The 17,890-nt window shown below is 36.5% G+C and carries 13 protein-coding genes; 8 read left to right on the top strand and 5 right to left on the bottom strand.

All coding sequences use genetic code 11. The annotated features are described in order from the left end of the window. The first annotated feature begins 78 nt into the window (after positions 1 to 78). From CH354_RS15195 to omp85, 3 genes are read left to right on the top strand one after another with little or no spacing between them, the layout of a single operon-like run. A complete protein-coding gene (locus CH354_RS15195; protein ID WP_243396111.1) occupies positions 79 to 2,010 on the top strand; it encodes a hypothetical protein in 1,932 nt (643 codons plus the stop codon). Between the two features lie 4 nt (positions 2,011 to 2,014). Further along, the gene (pyk, locus tag CH354_RS15190; protein WP_100727742.1) at positions 2,015 to 3,448 is read left to right on the top strand and encodes a pyruvate kinase; all 1,434 of its coding nucleotides are present in this window, start codon (positions 2,015 to 2,017) and stop codon (positions 3,446 to 3,448) included. 25 nt (positions 3,449 to 3,473) lie between these two features. Then, a complete protein-coding gene (omp85, locus tag CH354_RS15185; RefSeq protein ID WP_207764246.1) occupies positions 3,474 to 4,874 on the top strand; it encodes an Omp85 family outer membrane protein in 1,401 nt (466 codons plus the stop codon). A 5-nt stretch (positions 4,875 to 4,879) separates the two neighbouring features. Here the strand turns inward: omp85 and CH354_RS15180 are convergent, their stop codons facing one another. The 5 genes from CH354_RS15180 to CH354_RS15160 all read right to left on the bottom strand — a co-directional run bounded on the left by CH354_RS15180 (position 4,880) and on the right by CH354_RS15160 (position 9,804). Beyond that, positions 4,880 to 5,182, bottom strand: coding sequence for a P-II family nitrogen regulator (locus CH354_RS15180; protein WP_100716026.1), 303 nt, complete (start codon positions 5,180 to 5,182; stop codon positions 4,880 to 4,882). Between the two features lies 1 nt (position 5,183). Further along, on the bottom strand, positions 5,184 to 6,161 hold the full coding sequence (locus CH354_RS15175; RefSeq protein WP_100728871.1) for a sodium-dependent bicarbonate transport family permease: 978 nt from the start codon (positions 6,159 to 6,161) through the stop codon (positions 5,184 to 5,186). Between the two features lie 9 nt (positions 6,162 to 6,170). Next, positions 6,171 to 6,854, bottom strand: coding sequence for a carbonic anhydrase (locus CH354_RS15170; RefSeq protein ID WP_100716028.1), 684 nt, complete (start codon positions 6,852 to 6,854; stop codon positions 6,171 to 6,173). A gap of 239 nt (positions 6,855 to 7,093) precedes the next feature. Beyond that, complete coding sequence (locus tag CH354_RS15165; RefSeq protein ID WP_100728870.1) at positions 7,094 to 8,821, bottom strand: S41 family peptidase; 1,728 nt, start codon at positions 8,819 to 8,821, stop codon at positions 7,094 to 7,096. 245 nt (positions 8,822 to 9,066) lie between these two features. After that, positions 9,067 to 9,804 (bottom strand): pirin family protein, encoded by a 738-nt coding sequence (locus CH354_RS15160; RefSeq protein WP_100728869.1) that lies wholly within the window; start codon positions 9,802 to 9,804, stop codon positions 9,067 to 9,069. 108 nt (positions 9,805 to 9,912) lie between these two features. On the opposite strand from CH354_RS15160, the gene CH354_RS15155 reads away from it, so the two are divergent. Genes CH354_RS15155 through CH354_RS15135 form a run of 5 tightly spaced genes read left to right on the top strand, consistent with a single transcriptional unit; the run spans position 9,913 to position 17,889 of the window. Next, the gene (locus CH354_RS15155; RefSeq protein ID WP_100728868.1) at positions 9,913 to 11,490 is read left to right on the top strand and encodes a methyl-accepting chemotaxis protein; all 1,578 of its coding nucleotides are present in this window, start codon (positions 9,913 to 9,915) and stop codon (positions 11,488 to 11,490) included. A 9-nt stretch (positions 11,491 to 11,499) separates the two neighbouring features. Next, positions 11,500 to 12,801, top strand: coding sequence for a caspase family protein (locus CH354_RS15150; protein WP_100728867.1), 1,302 nt, complete (start codon positions 11,500 to 11,502; stop codon positions 12,799 to 12,801). Beyond that, the gene (locus CH354_RS15145) at positions 12,785 to 14,299 is read left to right on the top strand and encodes a Kelch repeat-containing protein (RefSeq protein ID WP_100727736.1); all 1,515 of its coding nucleotides are present in this window, start codon (positions 12,785 to 12,787) and stop codon (positions 14,297 to 14,299) included. Before CH354_RS15150 ends, CH354_RS15145 begins: the two co-directional genes overlap by 17 nt. Further along, complete coding sequence (locus CH354_RS15140) at positions 14,286 to 16,139, top strand: Kelch repeat-containing protein (RefSeq protein WP_100727735.1); 1,854 nt, start codon at positions 14,286 to 14,288, stop codon at positions 16,137 to 16,139. Before CH354_RS15145 ends, CH354_RS15140 begins: the two co-directional genes overlap by 14 nt. Beyond that, on the top strand, positions 16,132 to 17,889 hold the full coding sequence (locus CH354_RS15135; RefSeq protein WP_100727734.1) for a Kelch repeat-containing protein: 1,758 nt from the start codon (positions 16,132 to 16,134) through the stop codon (positions 17,887 to 17,889). The genes CH354_RS15140 and CH354_RS15135 overlap by 8 nt, the downstream gene beginning before the upstream one ends. Position 17,890: the final 1 nt, after the last annotated feature.

Below are 17,890 nucleotides of genomic sequence, written 5' to 3'. Positions count from 1 at the left end.
TTAAACCACATGTTGGATCCAAATCTCCCAGAATTAAAAGTCATGGACTACACGGCCTGCCTCCAAAAGGTGCAGGCTATGGATTCTCGCGGAGATTTTTCCTACAAAGGGATCTATAAAGTTCTGCTTGTTATCTTTGAATGGACAGATAAATTTTTACAAAACAAAGTTCTGCCTAATGTCGAACAGATTGAACGTGATAGTTCCATTGATAGGGATCGGACAGAAAATTATGTAATCGATCTAAGTTATAAACAAAACCCTGCGATCATCAAAAAATTAAATGTATTAGAATTTCATCCCAATGAACCAGGGGATCCAGAAAATCCAAAAACCTACATCAAACACAATACAGTTTTTGCAAGACCAACTACATCTGATGGTGGAACGGCTTTCCGATACGCACTTGGTTTAAACGAACTTTCAACGTCTGCCATCAAGGGATGGTTCAATGAAAAACGTAAGTATGTTGGTAAAGAAAAAATGCGGAAAGTCATCAAGGCGGCTGTGGATGCCAATCGACTTTTTGATACGTATGCTTCTACAGAATTAGGAAATTTGTTCCAATGCCCGTATGACAAAACAAAGGTGCAAAAAGATGCAACCATTGTCATCCACCTCAAACCAATTCTAAAACAATTGGTAGATGATAAAATTTTATTTTTCTTTCGAAATGATTCGGCTTCGAGGCCTGCAAACAAAAGTGTATTTTTGTACAATCGACCTTCCGAGATTTCGGATCGGTATGATGCCTATGTGGATTATGCAAAAAATACCATATATCCTGCGTTAAAAAATTTGGGTGTGATGGGTGAAATCACTGAAGATTCTTGGAATTCACCTAAAAACATATTAACCGAAATTAAAGGATATATGAATGAGTCCTATGGTGACCAAAAAACTCTTATGGAAGAGTGTTTGGTGTTAAATGAAATCATCGAAAAAGATCGAGAGAAAGAAGAAAAACAAAAACGTAAACAACAAATTGAAGATCTAATGGCTTTTCTCGCAGAAGCAGGTAGGATCGTTGAAGTAAACTTACTGCGTGTGAGTGGAGAACCTCTGACAGATGAATTTCGAGCTATGTTATTGTCTCAGCCAGAAGTTTTGTACACTGAATATGCAGACAAACGTGTGTTTAATGAATTTATTTTACACAAATCTTGTATCCCACAGGCGATTGAATCAGCAAAACGAACTTTCCAAATCAAACATTCTGATCTAGAAATCCGTGTGCTGAATCAAATGAATGTGACACTGCATTTAAATGATGAAAGCCCAAAAAGACTTTTAGAAGAAATTGAGGCTCAAAGTTTGTTTCAATTTTTGCCATTTTTTACAAGGTTATGGAGGATGATTATGGGTAATATGACAGTCCATAAATTCGAAATTCCTCCCATCAAAGCGAGGCTCCAACAACAACTCACAAAAGATTTAGCGAGTCAGAAAGTTAAAAAGATTTCACAAGAAAAAGAAAAACTCGTCAAAGCTAGACTGAAAGAAAGAGAAGAAGCAGAAAAAGACGCAGAACGAAAATCGAAACAAAACCATTCGCAAACCACAACTTCAAACAATTCACAAGATGATGATGAAGATTCAGAACCAGTGAAACAAGGTAGTCCTGAAGAAGAGAAAAAATGGAAAGAATCCATTGAATCAATTGTACGTATCTTGGATGAAGCGTGGGAGTTTGGTGTGTATCCAGATCGTGAATATGTATTATCCAAACTCAATGGAAAGTTTACTGAAGAGAATTTGATCTTTTTCTTAAAAAAATTTGGCGGAAAAGAAATCTACAGTTTCCCAATCCGTAACCAAAGAGAAAAGTTTCCTTGGCCCATTTTGATTTCAACTGGGTATTTGAAACGACATGGCAAAAAACTATTTGATAAAGTTTCTGCTGAAAGTGAACGCCAAAGAAATGATAAGTTCCCCAACCAAGAAAAATTCGACATTGCGGAATCGCAGTTAGATTTTTTAAACCGAATTTTACCCAAATTAAAACCATAAAATTATGCCAGCAATTGAACAACTAAGAGCAAGAAAAACAAAGATCGTATGCACTATCGGGCCTGCGACAGCATCCAAAGAAATGATCCGAAGTTTGGCTTTGGCGGGGATGAATATCGCAAGGATCAACATGAGCCATGGCGACCATGAATTTCACCGTAAGATCATTCGAATCATAAAATCTTTAAACAAGGATGAGTTACACAAACATCCAATTTCGATTCTACTGGATACACAAGGACCTGAAATTCGAACAGGGGATGTACAAAATGACTTACACTTAAAGGTGGGAGAAACATTTACATTTCATATCATACCTGGTATGGAAGCGGAAGCACAAAGTGTTTTTGTAAACTACCGTGATATCGTAAAAGATTTAAAAGTAGGTGATAAGGTCACAGTTGATAACGGTTTGATTAACCTCGCTGTCCAAGAAATCAGAGAAAATGAATTGATTTGCACTGTGTTAGACGGTGGAAAACTAGGATCCAGAAAACATATCAACTTACCCGGAATTCGTGTAAACATTCCTTCGATCACACCCAAAGACCAAAAGGATATTCTCTTTGGATTAGAAGAGGATATTGATTTTGTAGCTCTTTCGTTTGTTCGATCAAAAGAAGATGTCTTACAATTGCGAGAGATCATCGAAGAAAAAAAACACCATGCACAAATCATTGCAAAAATTGAAGACCAGGAAGGTCTAAAAAACTTAGATGAGATCATCAAAACCTCAGATGGAATCATGGTAGCACGTGGGGATTTGGGTGTAGAAATTGAAATTGAAGAACTCCCGATTGTACAACGACGGATTGTTAAACGATGCCAAGAAGAAGGAAAACGAGTTATCGTTGCTACTCACTTACTTGAATCGATGATTCATAATCCTTCTCCTACAAGAGCAGAGGTTACAGACGTGGCGAATGCAGTTTACGAAGAAGCGGATGCCATCATGTTATCTGGGGAAACAGCAATGGGAAAATATCCAGTTCGATGTGTTGAAATGTTGGATAAAATTGCACGTCGAATGGAAATGTCGATTAACTTGGGTCTTGCGGCACAAAGAAAACCGAAAGACCAAAAGGAAGAAATGGCAAGATCGGCCGCTAATTTAGCAGATTCGATGCAAGCTCATGCTATCATTGCCATCACAAGACGTGGAATCACTGCGAATAATTTAGCATCATTTCACCCAAGGTATCCGATTGTTCACGCATTTACTAATATGACTTCTGTTAGGCGAAAGCTTTGGTTGACACGTGGAGTTATCCCTTACCGAGTTGATTTTTCTTCTGATCCGGAAAAAACGATTAATTTAGCCATTCAAACCTTAGTGAATAATGGTTATTTGCAAACTGGAGAAAAGGTAGTGATTTTATCCGACATCATTGCCGGAGACGATCGAGTCGAAACGATTCAAGTCCGCGAAGTAAAGTAAATACATGTCATTTTGGAATTCGTTGATGGGGTTGGTATGTTTATCAACGTTTGTCGCGATTCCAGTTTATGCAGACGAGAGAAGTTCTGATGTTCCCGAATGGTTGGGTGAGTTTAAAAAATTAGATGAAAAGGAACTTGCCAATAAAAAGGAAGGCTGGTATGCAACTGGGTTACCTCTTTTTGGGAACGATGCAGTTAATGGCTCCGGACTTGGTCTTTTAGCCAATGTATTTTATAACGGAACAAAAAATGATTCTTCATTTAAGTATACACCATACGAACATATGTTTAATGTCGGTGTATACCGAACCAATCGTGGCACTGAAAATAATTACCTTGCTTGGGATGCTCCTTATTTTTTAGATACAGCCTACCGATTACGATCCTATGTGGGTCACGATGCCAGTTATTATAACCAATATTTTGGTGTTGGGACAGAGAGTTTACAACCATTGTATTTCAGAGATCGAAATGCAGATGGGAGTAGAATCGTTCGAAATGCAACCTATTCAGATTTTGAGAATGCTAATTCGTATGCAAAGAACAGAGGCCCAGGGCGTGAATTCACATCAACTCAACATTATCATGACTACCAATTTGAAACAACCTATGGTCAATTCAATGCTGATAAAACGATATTCCAAGTTTTTCGAGTTTGGGGTGGGGTAGAATTTTCAAAAAATATTGTTAGACGGTATGATGGCAATTCGGTTGAAGCTAAAGATCCACTGACGGGAATTACAGTTCCTGCAATTGAAGATTCCTCAAAATTAACAGAAGATTCAAATGCTAAGAAAATCATAGGTGTTCATGGTGGAAATTTAAATTACATGAGGGGCGGAATTGCTTTTGATACAAGAGATTACGAACCTGACCCAGATCGAGGATGGCTCATTGAATACAATGTCAATAAAGCGGAAAGATCGATAGGTTCGGACTTTAATTATTTAAGGCATTTTGGGCAAATTAAGAATTTTTACCAACCATTCCCTAAATTATTTGAAGAGTTTGTCATCGCACAACGTGCAGCACTCACAAAAATAGAAGGAGAGGTTCCTTTTTTTGAATATCGATATTTATTTTCCATTGATGGTCCTATGGGAGCATTAGGTGGACAGAATACATTGCGTGGTTATAGGCAGGAACGTTTTGTAGGGCCTGTGATCGGTTTTTATAATATAGAACTACGTTATCGCGTTGGAAGTTTTACTCTATGGGATCAATTTTTCCAATTGAGTATAGTTCCATTTTACGATGTTGGTCGAGTTTGGGATAAAATCAAACAGGTAAGTACCATGGATTATAAACATTCACGTGGTTTAGGATTACGGTTGATTTGGGACCAAGCCACCGTAATCCTAATGGACTATGCGTATTCACGTGAAGACCAATTATTTTATTTAGACATTGGTCATACTTTTTAAAAATTTTAGCTAAATCTTTCTTTTCGGATCACTTCAACATCGTTCATAAAGATCACCATAGGATATTTTTCTAAATATTTTTCTGATATAATTTGAAATATCTTTAAAGCTTTACCTTCCGAAACCAAGGATTCTAACCGTATGTTTTTTCCTTCCCAAGAAGTTAGGTGCTCGTGATTGATTCCTTCTCCTTTGGCTTCACTGATCGTATATCCTTTGACATTCACAGATTTAAGTTCAGAAACTAATCGATCTTGGAGAGCTTCATCAGCAATGATTGTGATGAGTTTTGCTTTTTCTAATTTCATTCTAAACTCCATATAAGTATTTTGAAACAGTTAAATAGAATGGTAATCCTACTGATAGGTTAAAAGGGAAGGTGATAGCAAGTGATGCCGTGAGATAAATTGCAGGACTCGCTTCCGGTATGGCAATTCTAACTGCTGCAGGTGCCGCAATATAGGATGCACTTGCACTGAGAGTCCCAAGAACCATCGCTCCACCCATAGATAAACCAATGGATTTACCTAGATACAACCCGAACATAGCTGTTACGATTGGAAAAAGAATACCAAATCCAATTAAGAAAATACCAGCTTTTTTAAGATCGGTAAGTCTCCTTCCTGTTACAATTCCAACTTCCAATAAGAATAAAATTAACATTCCTCGGAATGGTGTTTCAAATAGGGGAGCAAATTGTTCATGACCTTTTTTCCCAGAAATCATTCCAATGATAAGGCCACCTAATAGTAGCAAGGTTCCTTTTCCTGTTAGAAGTTCGTGTAAAATTTTTCCCCAAGAGGATTCATCAGACTTATCAGTTGGATTCATTTTTACAAGTAGTAAGGCTACAAGGATTGCGGGGATTTCCATAATAGCAAGCATACTAGGCATAAAACCTTCATAAGTAATCTGCAAAGAATCCAAAAATGCAAGAGCTTCACTGAAAGTAACTGCAGATACAGATCCGTAGTGTGCGGCTAGAGCAGCAGCATTAGCTTTGTCATATTTACCGAATTTGGTAAGTAATCCATAGGCGATTAGCGGTATTGAAATACACAATAACAATGCTGCCATCGCTGGTTTATAAAATTCTACCAAGGTTGTATTACTTAATTTAACTCCTCCTTTTAGGCCGATAGCGAATAAAAGATAGATGGTTAAACCTGTATACATACCATCTGGGAATTTTAAATCACTTTTGATGATGGTTGCAATGATTCCTAGCAAAAATGCTAGGAACATTGGAGTTTGTAAATTTGCAACTAATGCATGTAAAATGTCCATCTTGGTTACCTATTTTGTAATAGTTGAGATGTATTCTTCGGAAAGATAATTTACTTTCCCAGTTTCTAAATCGTAAACAGCTCCTACGATTTGTAATTGGCCTTTGTTATAGTATTTAGATAGAATGGGGTCTAGTTTACGTAAGGAAACTACTTGGTATGCAACGTTTGCTTTAACTGCATTATCTAAATAATCACCTTCCATATGTTTTACTTTTTCTGCTGCTGGTTTAATTGAATTGGTTAGCGCAATGATATGACCAGGTACATCTTCAGCTTTACAAGCTGCACCAACTGCACCACAACTCGTATGTCCGAGAACAACAATCAAATTAACTCCTAACACAACCACAGAAAATTCAATCGAACCCCAAGATGCGTAAGTTGATACTTGGCCTGCTGTTCTTAAGATGAATAAATCACCAAGACCTTGGTCGAAAATGATTTCATTGGGAACTCTTGAATCCGAACATCCAACGATTGTCGCAAAAGGATGTTGTTTTTTTGAAACTTCTTTGATTCGATCTACAGATTGATTGGGGCGAATTGATTTTCCCTGTACAAATCGTAAATTTCCTTCTACCAATTTTTGTAATGCATCTTTTGCCGAAATTCCGGCACTGTTTGTTTGCGCCACTACCTGAGTAGAAATCGATAAAATCAGAAAACTGATGAGGAACTTGGTACCTTTCATTGAAATTCTCCTTAGTGCTTCCAATCCAACTTGGAAGTTCTAAATATACATAAAAATAATTCGCGAATATAAATACACGAAAAAAAATGCGTATGATGAGAAAAAATAAAGCCTCCCGAATAGAAAATTTATTAGATTTTCATCATTTCTGAGATAGATGGGTTGAAGTTGGGTCGAAAAGTCCTTAGTCTAGATAAAACTCAAACAAGGAATGGATAGGATTTTTTACAAAATCTTACTTATTTCGTTTGGTTTGCTAAAATTCCATCAAAAACATCCAAACTGTGGAGAAGTTGGTAATCTGGTGTGAGTCCTTGTTTACTTTCCTTTTGGATGGTTTGTTTTGCTGTTCCATATGTTTCGACCCAAAGGCTAAGTTTTGTCGAATCCAATGGGGCAATGGATGAGTTTTCGTTTTTTCCTTCCTTACTAATGTTTGTCAATTGGGAAGGGAAGGATTCAGGGAATTTCATTTTCACATTGGCTTCATCAGAAATCCAAATATCTGGTTCAATCCCATTACCATGGAATATTTTTCCATTGGGGAGGTATAGATAAGAAGTTGTGATTTTAAGAATGATTGAATCGTAACTGTTTAATTTTTGCATTGAATGAACAATCCCTTGTCCAGTCGATTTTGAGCCAAAGATGAATCCACGTTTCTGAAGTCGAACTGTTCCAGCAATCAGTTCGGAACCAGATCCAGTATTTTCATTGATGAGAACAACTAGTGGTAAGTCGGTGATAGAGGAACCATTCCCATAAATCTCATTTGGTGCTCGTTTCCCGATTTTTGTTGTTACAAGTAGTCCCTTGGGAATAAACATTCGCATACATTCGATAATGAGATCTAAATAACCACCGGTGTTATCACGTAGGTCAAGAATGATGCCTTGGATGGGAATATCCTTTTGTTTTGCATCAGCCATTGCTACTAAATAAGTCTCTTTGATCAAATCTGTTGCTGTCTTCTCGATTCCTTTGGTAAATCCATTTACTTTGATTTGGAGAATATTGGACTGACCTTTCCAAATTTTTCCTGAAACTAGTTTCGTATTTTCATTCGGTTTGGATTCGAGAAATGGAATTTCGACTAAGAATGTTTGATTTAGATTTCTCTTAATTTTTAGTTTTACACTTTCACCAAGTTTTCCATTGAACATTGGATAAATCTTGCGGAGGGATAAATAACGAATCGATTTTCCATTGATTGTAAGGATTTCGTCATTTTTTTGAATCCCAAATTGTTTTAGTTGCGAAGTATTCGAAAGCGAAGTAATGATTTTTTGTTTGGTTTTTGTTTCAGTTAAAGGTAGGTCAATGGAAAAGATAGTTTGGGGTTTCAAAAGTTCTTCATAATTCCTCGTCTGAATCAAACTCGATTTTAAGAAATTTGAAACATAACCTTCTGAAGCAGAAAACTCAATTTCAGACCAACTAACATTGACTACTTTATTTGCTGTCTTGGCAAATACTTGATTATATAATACTTCCATCACATCTTCTAAGTTGTCTCTGTTAAACGAAAGTTTGGCAAAAGCATCGTTAAGTTGTAATAGAACTTCATCCGAATCCATGATTGGATCCTCTAAATTGGGATTTTGGATGATAACAACGTCAGTCAATTTCCCCTCTTGTAAGACATTTCCTCGAATGGTATCTTTGTACTTGAGGTAGAATGTTTTTGGGAAGAGTATGTGATGGTCTAATGTTTCTGTAGCATAAACTGCTGCTGTTATATAAGCATTAGGATTGTCCAAATCATTTGGATAGAGATACGTTTTTTCCATCTGTATTTTGATGGCAGAAATTTGTTTTGTGTATTGGTACGTTTTTTCTATTTCTTTTGCCGGTGTCATGGAAGAAGGATTTGGAGTGGGTAACTGGCAGAATAGTAGGAAAATCGAAATCGAAATCGAAATTGTAAAACTTTGGAAGATTGTAGGAAGAAACGAGAAAAATTTCATTTGTTACCGAGTCATGGAAGGATTTTAGGATTCGAACGAAACTTACACTTGCGGTAAAATTCTTAGGTCTGTCAATCGAACATTTGCTTTGAGAGTAATGTTTCAGAGATTGAGCATAGAAGAACAGAGAGGAGAGTAAAGAGAAGTTTACATCCACCGAAATCATTTTTTCAGGAGAAGGGAGATCTGACTTTTTTGGTTTTGCCAGATTCCCTTTTCGATGACGATTCCAAGTATGCCATTTTCTATTTCATTGGAATTTCAATGACGAGTAATTCAGATTTTACATCTGCTTGGATATGGTATTCATCCGCTCCCCAAAGTCCTACAGCATCTCTACGTTCTAAGGTTGTACCCTCCGTAGAAATTTTCCCTTGGATGAGGAATACATAAATCCCTTGGTTAGGAGCATGTACCTTGTAGGAAAGGGTTTTTCCAGGTTCCAAAGTAGCGAGCGAAAAGTATGCGTCTTGGTTGATCCATACAGCTTCTTCATCAATAGGAGAAACAACTGTTTGGAACCGGTTCAAACGACCAGCTTCCGGAAATGTTTTTTGGTCATATCTAGGTTGGATGTTGGCCACCTTTGGTAAAATCCAGATTTGCAAAAAATTGACCTTTTTATCAGAACTGTGATTGAATTCGGAATGTTGGATCCCAGATCCTGCAGACATGATTTGTACATCCCCTGTTTTGATGATACCATTCGTACCTGTACTATCTTTGTGTGCTAATTCTCCAAAGAGTGGGATGGAGATTATTTCCATATTTTGGTGGGGGTGAGTACCAAATCCCATGCTAGGTTCTACGATATCATCATTGAGTACACGAAGTGCACCAAAATTGGTTTTGTCAGGGTGGTACCAGTGGCCAAAACTGAAGGAGTGGTGGCTGTCCAACCAACCAAAATTGACGTGCCCTCGTTCAGAGGCAGGGTAGAATTTTTTCTGAATGTTGGTTTTGATCGGGTTCGTTGTTTCCATATTAAATAGTTTAATATTAAACTAAAATTTGTCAACTGAGTTTCTTTTTCCATTCACTAAAAAAAGAAAATCACTTTCCAATCACTTTGAATCTTAAAGGATCATCCTATGTCGAAAAGATCCTCAGAATCGATTCAAACGAAAAAAAATTGGTTAGAGTTAGGCCCAGTTTATGTCAATCGAGTGAGGTTTTTACTCGCAGGATTTTATATCATCGCGACTTTAGGATCGTTCAAAACATCCACAACCCTTCAAACCACAAGTTATTTGGTCGGAATCACTTGTATGTTTCTCTACGGAGGTTTGCAGGCATATTTATTTAAAATTGGTAGACTCAACGCATTTTTCCCGAAGTTATTCATCGTTTTGGATATCACCGTATTATTTGCTGTCACTGCATCTGGACTCATGGGTGGAAGTACAGTCGCTGCCGATTTAATTAAGTCACCAACCTTATACGTTTTGTATTATTTTTATGTTGTATACTCTGCATTTTTATTTTCGAAACGAACCTTACTCACTAGCACTTATTACTCAGCTTTTTGTTTAGTAATAATATTAATCATTGGTTATGGACAAGGTGTTTCATTTAAAGAAGCAGAAGGATTACAAAGTGAAAAAGGTACGGTCGCAATTTCGAATGAAGTATTTAAAATTTTATTTCTAATTTGTTTTGGTTACCTCACTTCTACTGTTTTGAATTTATTGAATGAAATCAAAAACGAATCAGAAGAAAAGCATAAACTTGCTGAATTAGAAAGAGAAAATGCAAACACTCTAAACCAAGATTTAAAAAGAATTGGTGCAGAATTATTTAATACACTCAAAAGTATTCGTGAACTTACAAACGATTTTAATTTTCAAATAGAATCTCAAGATGTATCGATTCGAGATCTTACAGAATTTGTTTCTTCGTTTTCAGAGAGTATACAAACTTCTGTTGAGAATATTGGAAAACAACATTCTCAAATAACATTACTCAATCATAAATCGGATACGTTAAAGTTGAGTATCGCTGAAATCGGGAAAGTTGTGGAAGATCTCAATTCCAATATGAGTGATTTCCAAGATAGGAGTAATGTACTATCGGATACTGTAAAAAATTTAGAAGAAAGATTACGTTCCGTCAATATTTCTCAAAAGGAAGTAAGTGAAGTGAACGATATCATGGCAGAAATTGCAGATCGTACAAATTTATTGGCATTAAATGCATCGATCGAAGCTGCAAGGGCTGGAGAACATGGTCGAGGTTTTGCAGTAGTTGCACAAGAGGTTGCAAAACTAGCAGAAAATTCGAATGAAAATGCAACGAAGATTAAAAAAATTATTACAACATCAAATCGTTATATTCAGGAAGGAACTGAACTCGCTTCCACTGCCTTAAATCAAACTGAAACCCTTCAATCTAAATATGATCTACTAAGTGATGTGATGAAAACAGCGACTTCCAAAATCAATTCACAAAAAGATATAAACAATGAAGTATTGGAAGCTCTGGATTTAATCGAATCGATTTCCAAAGTATTGGATCAGGAATCGAAAGTTTTAGATAAAGATAAAGAACAAATGGTTGCAGTTGTTCACCAAATGGAAGAAATAAATCGAAAAGTTGTGATAAATGCTAGAAAAATGGATGATAATACATCAAGTTTGGAAAACCAAGCAAAAGAACTGGCATCAGAATAAACAATTTTAATGAAATCAAAAATTCTAATATTCTTAATGATTGCGATGCCAAGTCTTTTGAAAGCCGAGCCAGGTGGGAAAAGATTCGCATTTGTTGTTGGCGTTAGTGAATATAAGGACTTGTCCCTAGCCAATTTAAAAACGGCAAAAAATGATGCGCTTGGGATGACCAAAATTTTGTTCAGTTATGGATCCTATAATCGTATCCAAACTTTAGTTCAGGAAGGTTCTGTAAGTTCCATACCTACTAAATATAATATCCTAACGCAACTGGAATCAATATTAGAAGAAACCAATCCGGAAGATCTTTTCGTTTTTTATTTTTCTGGCCATGGTGTTGTTGATTATAATGATAAAGTCTATCTTTTGCCAGAAGATGCAAATCCCCAAAAACCATTTGAGACCGGGATTGCAGTTGAACATTTAATTGAACTCACTAGAAAGTTTAATCTCAAACGAGTGGTTTTTTTTATCGATGCTTGTAGAAATCCTGAAGATGGAAGAGGGGAAGTTGGCAGAAAATACTTAGAGGGTACAAGTTTTAAAGACTCAGAAATTATCTCTGTGTTTTATTCAACAAAAGTAGGGTATTCCAGTTTTGAAGATCCAAAATCTGGTTATGGAATTTACACTAAATATTTAATATATGGATTAGAAGGCAGAGCTGATTCCAATTTTAATGGTGAAGTAACGTATTCCGAATTGTCGAATTATGTAATTCAATCCATGAAAGATTGGACTAAAGAAAATCAAAAATTACAAAAACCTTATACCAAAGAATATGCGGAAAAAGCAGAAGATACGATCTTAACTTATGCAGTGAATCCAGAAACTTCTTTGGCAGATGCTCCTTTATTCAATCCATATAATCCAACGTATGCGTTTCGTTCCTTCCTAATTCCCGGTTGGGGTCAATATGCGAGAGGACAGGAAGAAAAAGGTAAAATTTACATGTCGATTTTTGCGTTTGGAGTATTGTATGCTGGATACCAATACAACCAATTCCAATCAGACAAACATGCATACGAATCCGCTATTGGGATCCCTCCGAATCCGAGAATCGCTGAAACTGTAGTGTTGAATTACTATCTAATTGAACCGCATAGACAACAAATGGAGACCTCGCGTACGAACTTGTCACATGCCCTAACAGCATTACTCTTCATTTGGTCCGCAAATGTGTTTGATTTTTATTTGTTAGGCCCGAATCCTAAAGAAAAATCCGGTGTTTTTTTAGATTTGGATTTGGAAAATCAAGGTTATATGGGAATCAATCGAGTTGGGAAATTGGGTTATGCGATTAGGTTTTAATTTAATTTCAATCATCTTTGTTCTGCATTGTAATGTAAAAGCACCCAATCAGAATGTTTTTGATCCTACAAATATTGTTGGAAGTTCTGCTGTTGCATTACTCGGATTGGGATTGGGTGATGAATTAACGATCACTTCAAGATATAAACAAAATGATTATCCTATTTTTGTAAAAACAGAATACCTGGATTTAGACTTAAGTGCTCCAGCTGCTAATTATTTCTCAAAAGCGAATTTTAAAATTTCAGATCCTTATCAAAATGATTTAATTTTACGTGATGTATTCCCGCTCTCGGATTCTCGGTTAAGAGTTTTGTTTTCTGTTTCATCAAGGTCTGAATGGAGAGAGCCAGTGCTTTTATCCATCACGAAACCAGAGACAATGAATGAGTTTTCTTTCCCAGGAAAACAATTTGAGTTTCGATTTCCATACCCAAGATTTTACGGTTCAATTTCGGAAGCAAAGGGGAAAATCACAACTTCAATCTTAAATGATGGAAGAATTATTTTGGTTGGTGGGATTAACCCTTCTGGCGCAACTTTGTCAACTGTAGAAATATGGGATCCAGAGACAGGAGTATCGAAGCTGTTGCCTTCGTTAAACGAAGGTATGACGGGACTTTCTATTTGTGTTCAAAAAACTGGGAAAGTGTTTGTCTCTGGTGGAAAAACAGTCGCTGGAAATGTATCTGCAAGCACTCAAATTTCTGACAAAATATATTCTATAGATCCATCATCTGAAACTGTAACAGAACTTTCCTTCCGTATGGTCCGGAGGAGGTTTGGTCATTCGATGGTTTGCCTTGGGGATGGAAGTATATTAGTTTCAGGAGGACAGTTCCAAGTAGGAGTCGATCCATCTGCCATCACAAAAGATCATGAATTGATTTCGTTAGCTGGAAATTCCTCTGTTTTACTCGACGGATCATCAGATTTCCCAATAGGAATTATTTTTCATGCAACTGAATATGACGAAGCGAATTCTCGCATTTTATATTTTGGTGGCAGAGATCGCATAGATCCATACGCATTTTTTTCAAACACAATTTATACAATCAACACAAACAACTTTAGTCTGACGAGTTTACTTGGGAATTTTGCAACTGCCAGATCAAACGTAACCAATTTAAAAATGCCGAACATGGATCGTGTGTTATTCGGTGGAATGAACCGCGAAGGCACAGGTTCAAAGGCGATTGAATCATGGAACGAAAGTTTATCATCTACTACTAGTCTTGGGTTTACCAGTCGATTTAAAAATGGAAGTGCAATCGTTAGATTTTCTGATGAACAAGTATTTTTCACTGGGGGAGTCGACACTTATTATAAATCGGGTATTTTAGAAATATATGATCATTTTGAACGTAAGAATTATATAGTAGACACTATGATGTCTCCGAGATCTGAACATTCCGCTTTCTTAACGACAAAGGGCATTGTTATTTTTGGGGATTCAGCTTTGACTGATACTAGGGTGGAAGTGTATGGGAAAGATTAGATTTCTCTTTTTCGCATTATTGATGGTATCCTGTAGAATACCATCAGGATCTAACCCATTGGATCCTTCTTCGCCAGTAAACCTAGGATTGCTTATGTTAGGTGGTGATTCTGTTGTGCAAATGGAATTTTCGTCCAATCGTGTTCAGCCTGGAGGTGTATTGTATGTTTCAACAAATCATGATTTTACAACGAAAGCAGATGGTTTAAGATTACCTATCTCCAATTCAGGAATGAATCCAATTTCACAAGTAATTCCACGAAGTAAATATTTATATGAAATTCGTATGTCACCATCAGTGACAACTGGTAAGTTCACTTTGAATTTAAAAGACTATTATCTGAATGAATCTCTTTTGGTGAATCCAGAGTCTTTTGAATTTGAGATCGATTCAAATCCTCCTTTATTACAGTTAAAAACTGGAAATAGTATTGATATTTCTGAGTTACAAACTGGCTTTTTGGATGTAGAAGCAAATGAGGAAATTGTTTGGGAAGGGAATTTATCGCAAGTAAGTCTTTCGGGGAATGCAAAAAATACCTTGGTTGTATCCGATATCATCGTCTCACAAAAAAATATTCGATTATTGTTTGCAGGGAATCCAAATGCAAATGGTGGAATTCTTACTATCAGTTTTAATGGAGTGAAGGACAAAGCTTCTAATACCCAAGGAACTATTGCAGTGCCAGTAAAGGTATTTGCATTTAAAAGTGGTCCCAATATGAACATTGCTAGACGTTCCTGTGTAGGGATGGAACTCAATGATGGGCGCAAAATGGTTTTAGGTGGTAGAGCCAAGTCGGGTGTTTTGATTAATGGGAACGGAACATTGAGTAGTACAGAATATTATAATTCTGTGACAAAAGAATTCACGTTTGCTCCCGATATGATCTACCGTCGACAGGAATTTGCAATTGTTAAACTTTTAGATGGAAGGTTCTTGGTTTCTGGTGGCTTTGGTGGCAAGGTTGGAAATCCATCGAATGGTAGTTTAAATTCCACTGAGATATTTGATCCAATTACCAATACATGGACAGAAGGACCATTCCTTACGACACCTAGACAACTTCATAAAATGACTGTATTGCCAAATGGTGATGTTTTAGTTGTAGGAGGACTTAGCCCATTTTCTCCGTTTCAATCCGTATCAATGGTGGAACTGATTCATGTCACTTCTGATCCTTACAGTATGACGGTCGAAACCATTGGTGATCTTGTTGATTCTCGTGGCAAACAATCACAGGTAGTATCGGTAATCGCAGGTAAGGTGATCATCACGGGAGGAGAAAGATCGGACGTTACTGGACCTAACCCTTCCGATTATTATGCACGTTCTATTGATAGCATTGAAATTTATGATATTAGTTCAAAAACTCTATCGACTTCCTCTGCTAAAGTAATAAGACGTTTTAATCATTTTACTCATGCATTAAGTAATGGTGAAGTTTTAATTTTAGGTGGAATCAGTTCCCGTTTTGATGACAACCAACCAATCTTGCGAGCACAGATTTATAATCCAATGACAGATACCATTCGTGACCATAAAAATCTTCTCTTTGGAAGAGAGTGGGGAAGTTCCTTTATGTTTCCATATGGTAAAGACCAAATTATCATTGCAGGTGGTTTGGAATATCGAACTGTCAATGGTAGTACCTTTGATTCAATTTTGGATACAGAATCATGGTCTGAATCTGATCATCGATTTTATATGACAGGTAGATCTTTAAATGCAAGATGGGAAGGATGCGAAATCCAATATTCTTCCACTGGTGGAGGAATGATATTAGGTGGTAGGATAGGAAGTATACTTGCAAACACGGAGGAATATAGTTTTGAATAAAATTTATTTCTCAATTGTGTTTTTGTTATTTGGATGTCTTGTCCCTGGTGAATTTAAGAATGTTTTTGACCCAAAATCAATTTCAGGTCTTTTGCTTGCATCAGTTGGGAATGCAGGTGCATTTGAATGCAAAGAAAAGTCAAATACCAAATCCTTTGGCAATATTGATCAGGTATTATTGCAATGTAACCGAGAACTTGCATCCTTAGACACTTCATTCCTTGCCGATTTAAACGAACAAACTTTTTCAAATATTAGTTTTACCAAAATAGGCAATGATCAGCTTTTGATTCAATTTGATCCCATCACAAGTGACGGTTGTTATGAAGTTAATTTGTCTAGCGTTGTATCTGGATTAGGTGAAACATTATCTGAAAGTAAATATCCTATTATTGTAGATACACAACTACCAACAGTTAGTTTAGTTTCGTATCTACCGATTACCGATTATACATTTTTTACAGCTCGTTATTGGGACTTTGAAAGTTCAGAACCACTCAATCAATTTGGACTTCCTTCCATAAGTGGAAAATTGGCCCCTTTTATTGTATTTCGTTCCATCCAGAAGATTAGTGATACTAAATTTCGCGTTTATTTTGAAACTAATTTTACATCGAATGAACCTGGCTCCATTACATTTAGTTTCCCTAATGCAACTGACAAAGCACTAAATGTTGTAACGAATACTATCACGATACGACTCATAGGACTAGTTGCAGGACCATACTTAAATTTTGGACGTTCTGAATTTGATGCATTTCAAAATCAAAATGGGGATGTAATTGCAATTTATGGATATAATTCCAGCGCAGAAATCCTTCGACGTGGGTCAAATTCCTTCCAACTAACAAATCCTAGTTTGCCTGAAATCCATCGTGGTGAAAGAGGAGTGATGTTAGATGGGAAACGATTGCTGATAACAGGTGGGATCAAATTCTCTGTGGCGACTTCTCTCACTGAAAGTTATATTTTTGATACAGAAACCACAGCTTTTACCCAATCTGGTTCTATGGTTGAGCCAAGGCACATGCATGATATTGTAAAGTTACCGAATGGAAAGGTTATGGTGATTGGTGGTATTAGAGATTTTACACCAGCTAATCCAAGTTTGTATTTTACTACATTAAATACTGCTGAAATTTATGATCCAAGTACCGAAACATTCACTCAGCTTTCTAATCGGTTAAAAACTCCACGTTCATTCTCATGTTCTGTAGTATTGAATGATGGAAGAGTGATGATCATTGGTGGAACTGACGGAATTTTTGCCCCAAAAGATACAACCGAGTTTTTTGATCCAAATACAGAAACATTTAGTTGGGGACCGAGTTTACCAACACCAGTTGGCGCCTTAAAATGTTTAAAACTTTCTGATGGAAATGTTTTGATTTATGGTGCACAATTGTCAAATTTAAGTAATGCAACGATGTTATATGATGTTACAAAGAATCGAATAATAACCGTTGCAAATTCATTATATAGAAGAGAATGGAGTTTTGCTTTAGAACTTCCAGATGGAGGAGTTCTATTTTATGGTGGAGCTTATCGTTATAATACAAGTGAACCAAGTCGTATGATCGAAAAATTGGATTATGCCAAGAGTAATAGTTTTTATGAAATGGGAATGTCTAGGATCAGTGTATCCAAACATAGTGGTGTAAAATTTTCAGATGGAACCTTCTTGTTTTTAGGAGGAGAATCTGGTGGATTATTGAATCATGGAACTGATTATTATGGACTAAGCGAATAGT

Source organism: Leptospira levettii (assembly GCF_002812085.1).
GTDB classification, from domain to species: Bacteria; Spirochaetota; Leptospiria; order Leptospirales; family Leptospiraceae; genus Leptospira_A; species Leptospira_A levettii.
Note: the sequence above shows the minus strand (reverse complement) of the source record. Positions and strands in the feature narration are given on the sequence as shown.

Bases quoted from the DNA above. Each gene is read 5' to 3' on its own strand.
- CH354_RS15165 (WP_100728870.1), bottom strand. From the start codon at position 8,821: ATGAAATTTTTCTCGTTTCTTCCTACAATCTTCCAAAGTTTTACAATT.
- CH354_RS15160 (WP_100728869.1), bottom strand. From the start codon at position 9,804: ATGGAAACAACGAACCCGATCAAAACCAACATTCAGAAAAAATTCTAC.
- omp85 (WP_207764246.1), top strand. From the start codon at position 3,474: ATGGGGTTGGTATGTTTATCAACGTTTGTCGCGATTCCAGTTTATGCA.
- CH354_RS15140 (WP_100727735.1), top strand. From the start codon at position 14,286: ATGGGAAAGATTAGATTTCTCTTTTTCGCATTATTGATGGTATCCTGT.
- CH354_RS15145 (WP_100727736.1), top strand. From the start codon at position 12,785: ATGCGATTAGGTTTTAATTTAATTTCAATCATCTTTGTTCTGCATTGT.
- CH354_RS15150 (WP_100728867.1), top strand. From the start codon at position 11,500: ATGAAATCAAAAATTCTAATATTCTTAATGATTGCGATGCCAAGTCTT.
- CH354_RS15155 (WP_100728868.1), top strand. From the start codon at position 9,913: ATGTCGAAAAGATCCTCAGAATCGATTCAAACGAAAAAAAATTGGTTA.
- pyk (WP_100727742.1), top strand. From the start codon at position 2,015: ATGCCAGCAATTGAACAACTAAGAGCAAGAAAAACAAAGATCGTATGC.
- CH354_RS15175 (WP_100728871.1), bottom strand. From the start codon at position 6,161: ATGGACATTTTACATGCATTAGTTGCAAATTTACAAACTCCAATGTTC.
- CH354_RS15195 (WP_243396111.1), top strand. From the start codon at position 79: ATGGATTCTCGCGGAGATTTTTCCTACAAAGGGATCTATAAAGTTCTG.
- CH354_RS15170 (WP_100716028.1), bottom strand. From the start codon at position 6,854: ATGAAAGGTACCAAGTTCCTCATCAGTTTTCTGATTTTATCGATTTCT.
- CH354_RS15180 (WP_100716026.1), bottom strand. From the start codon at position 5,182: ATGAAATTAGAAAAAGCAAAACTCATCACAATCATTGCTGATGAAGCT.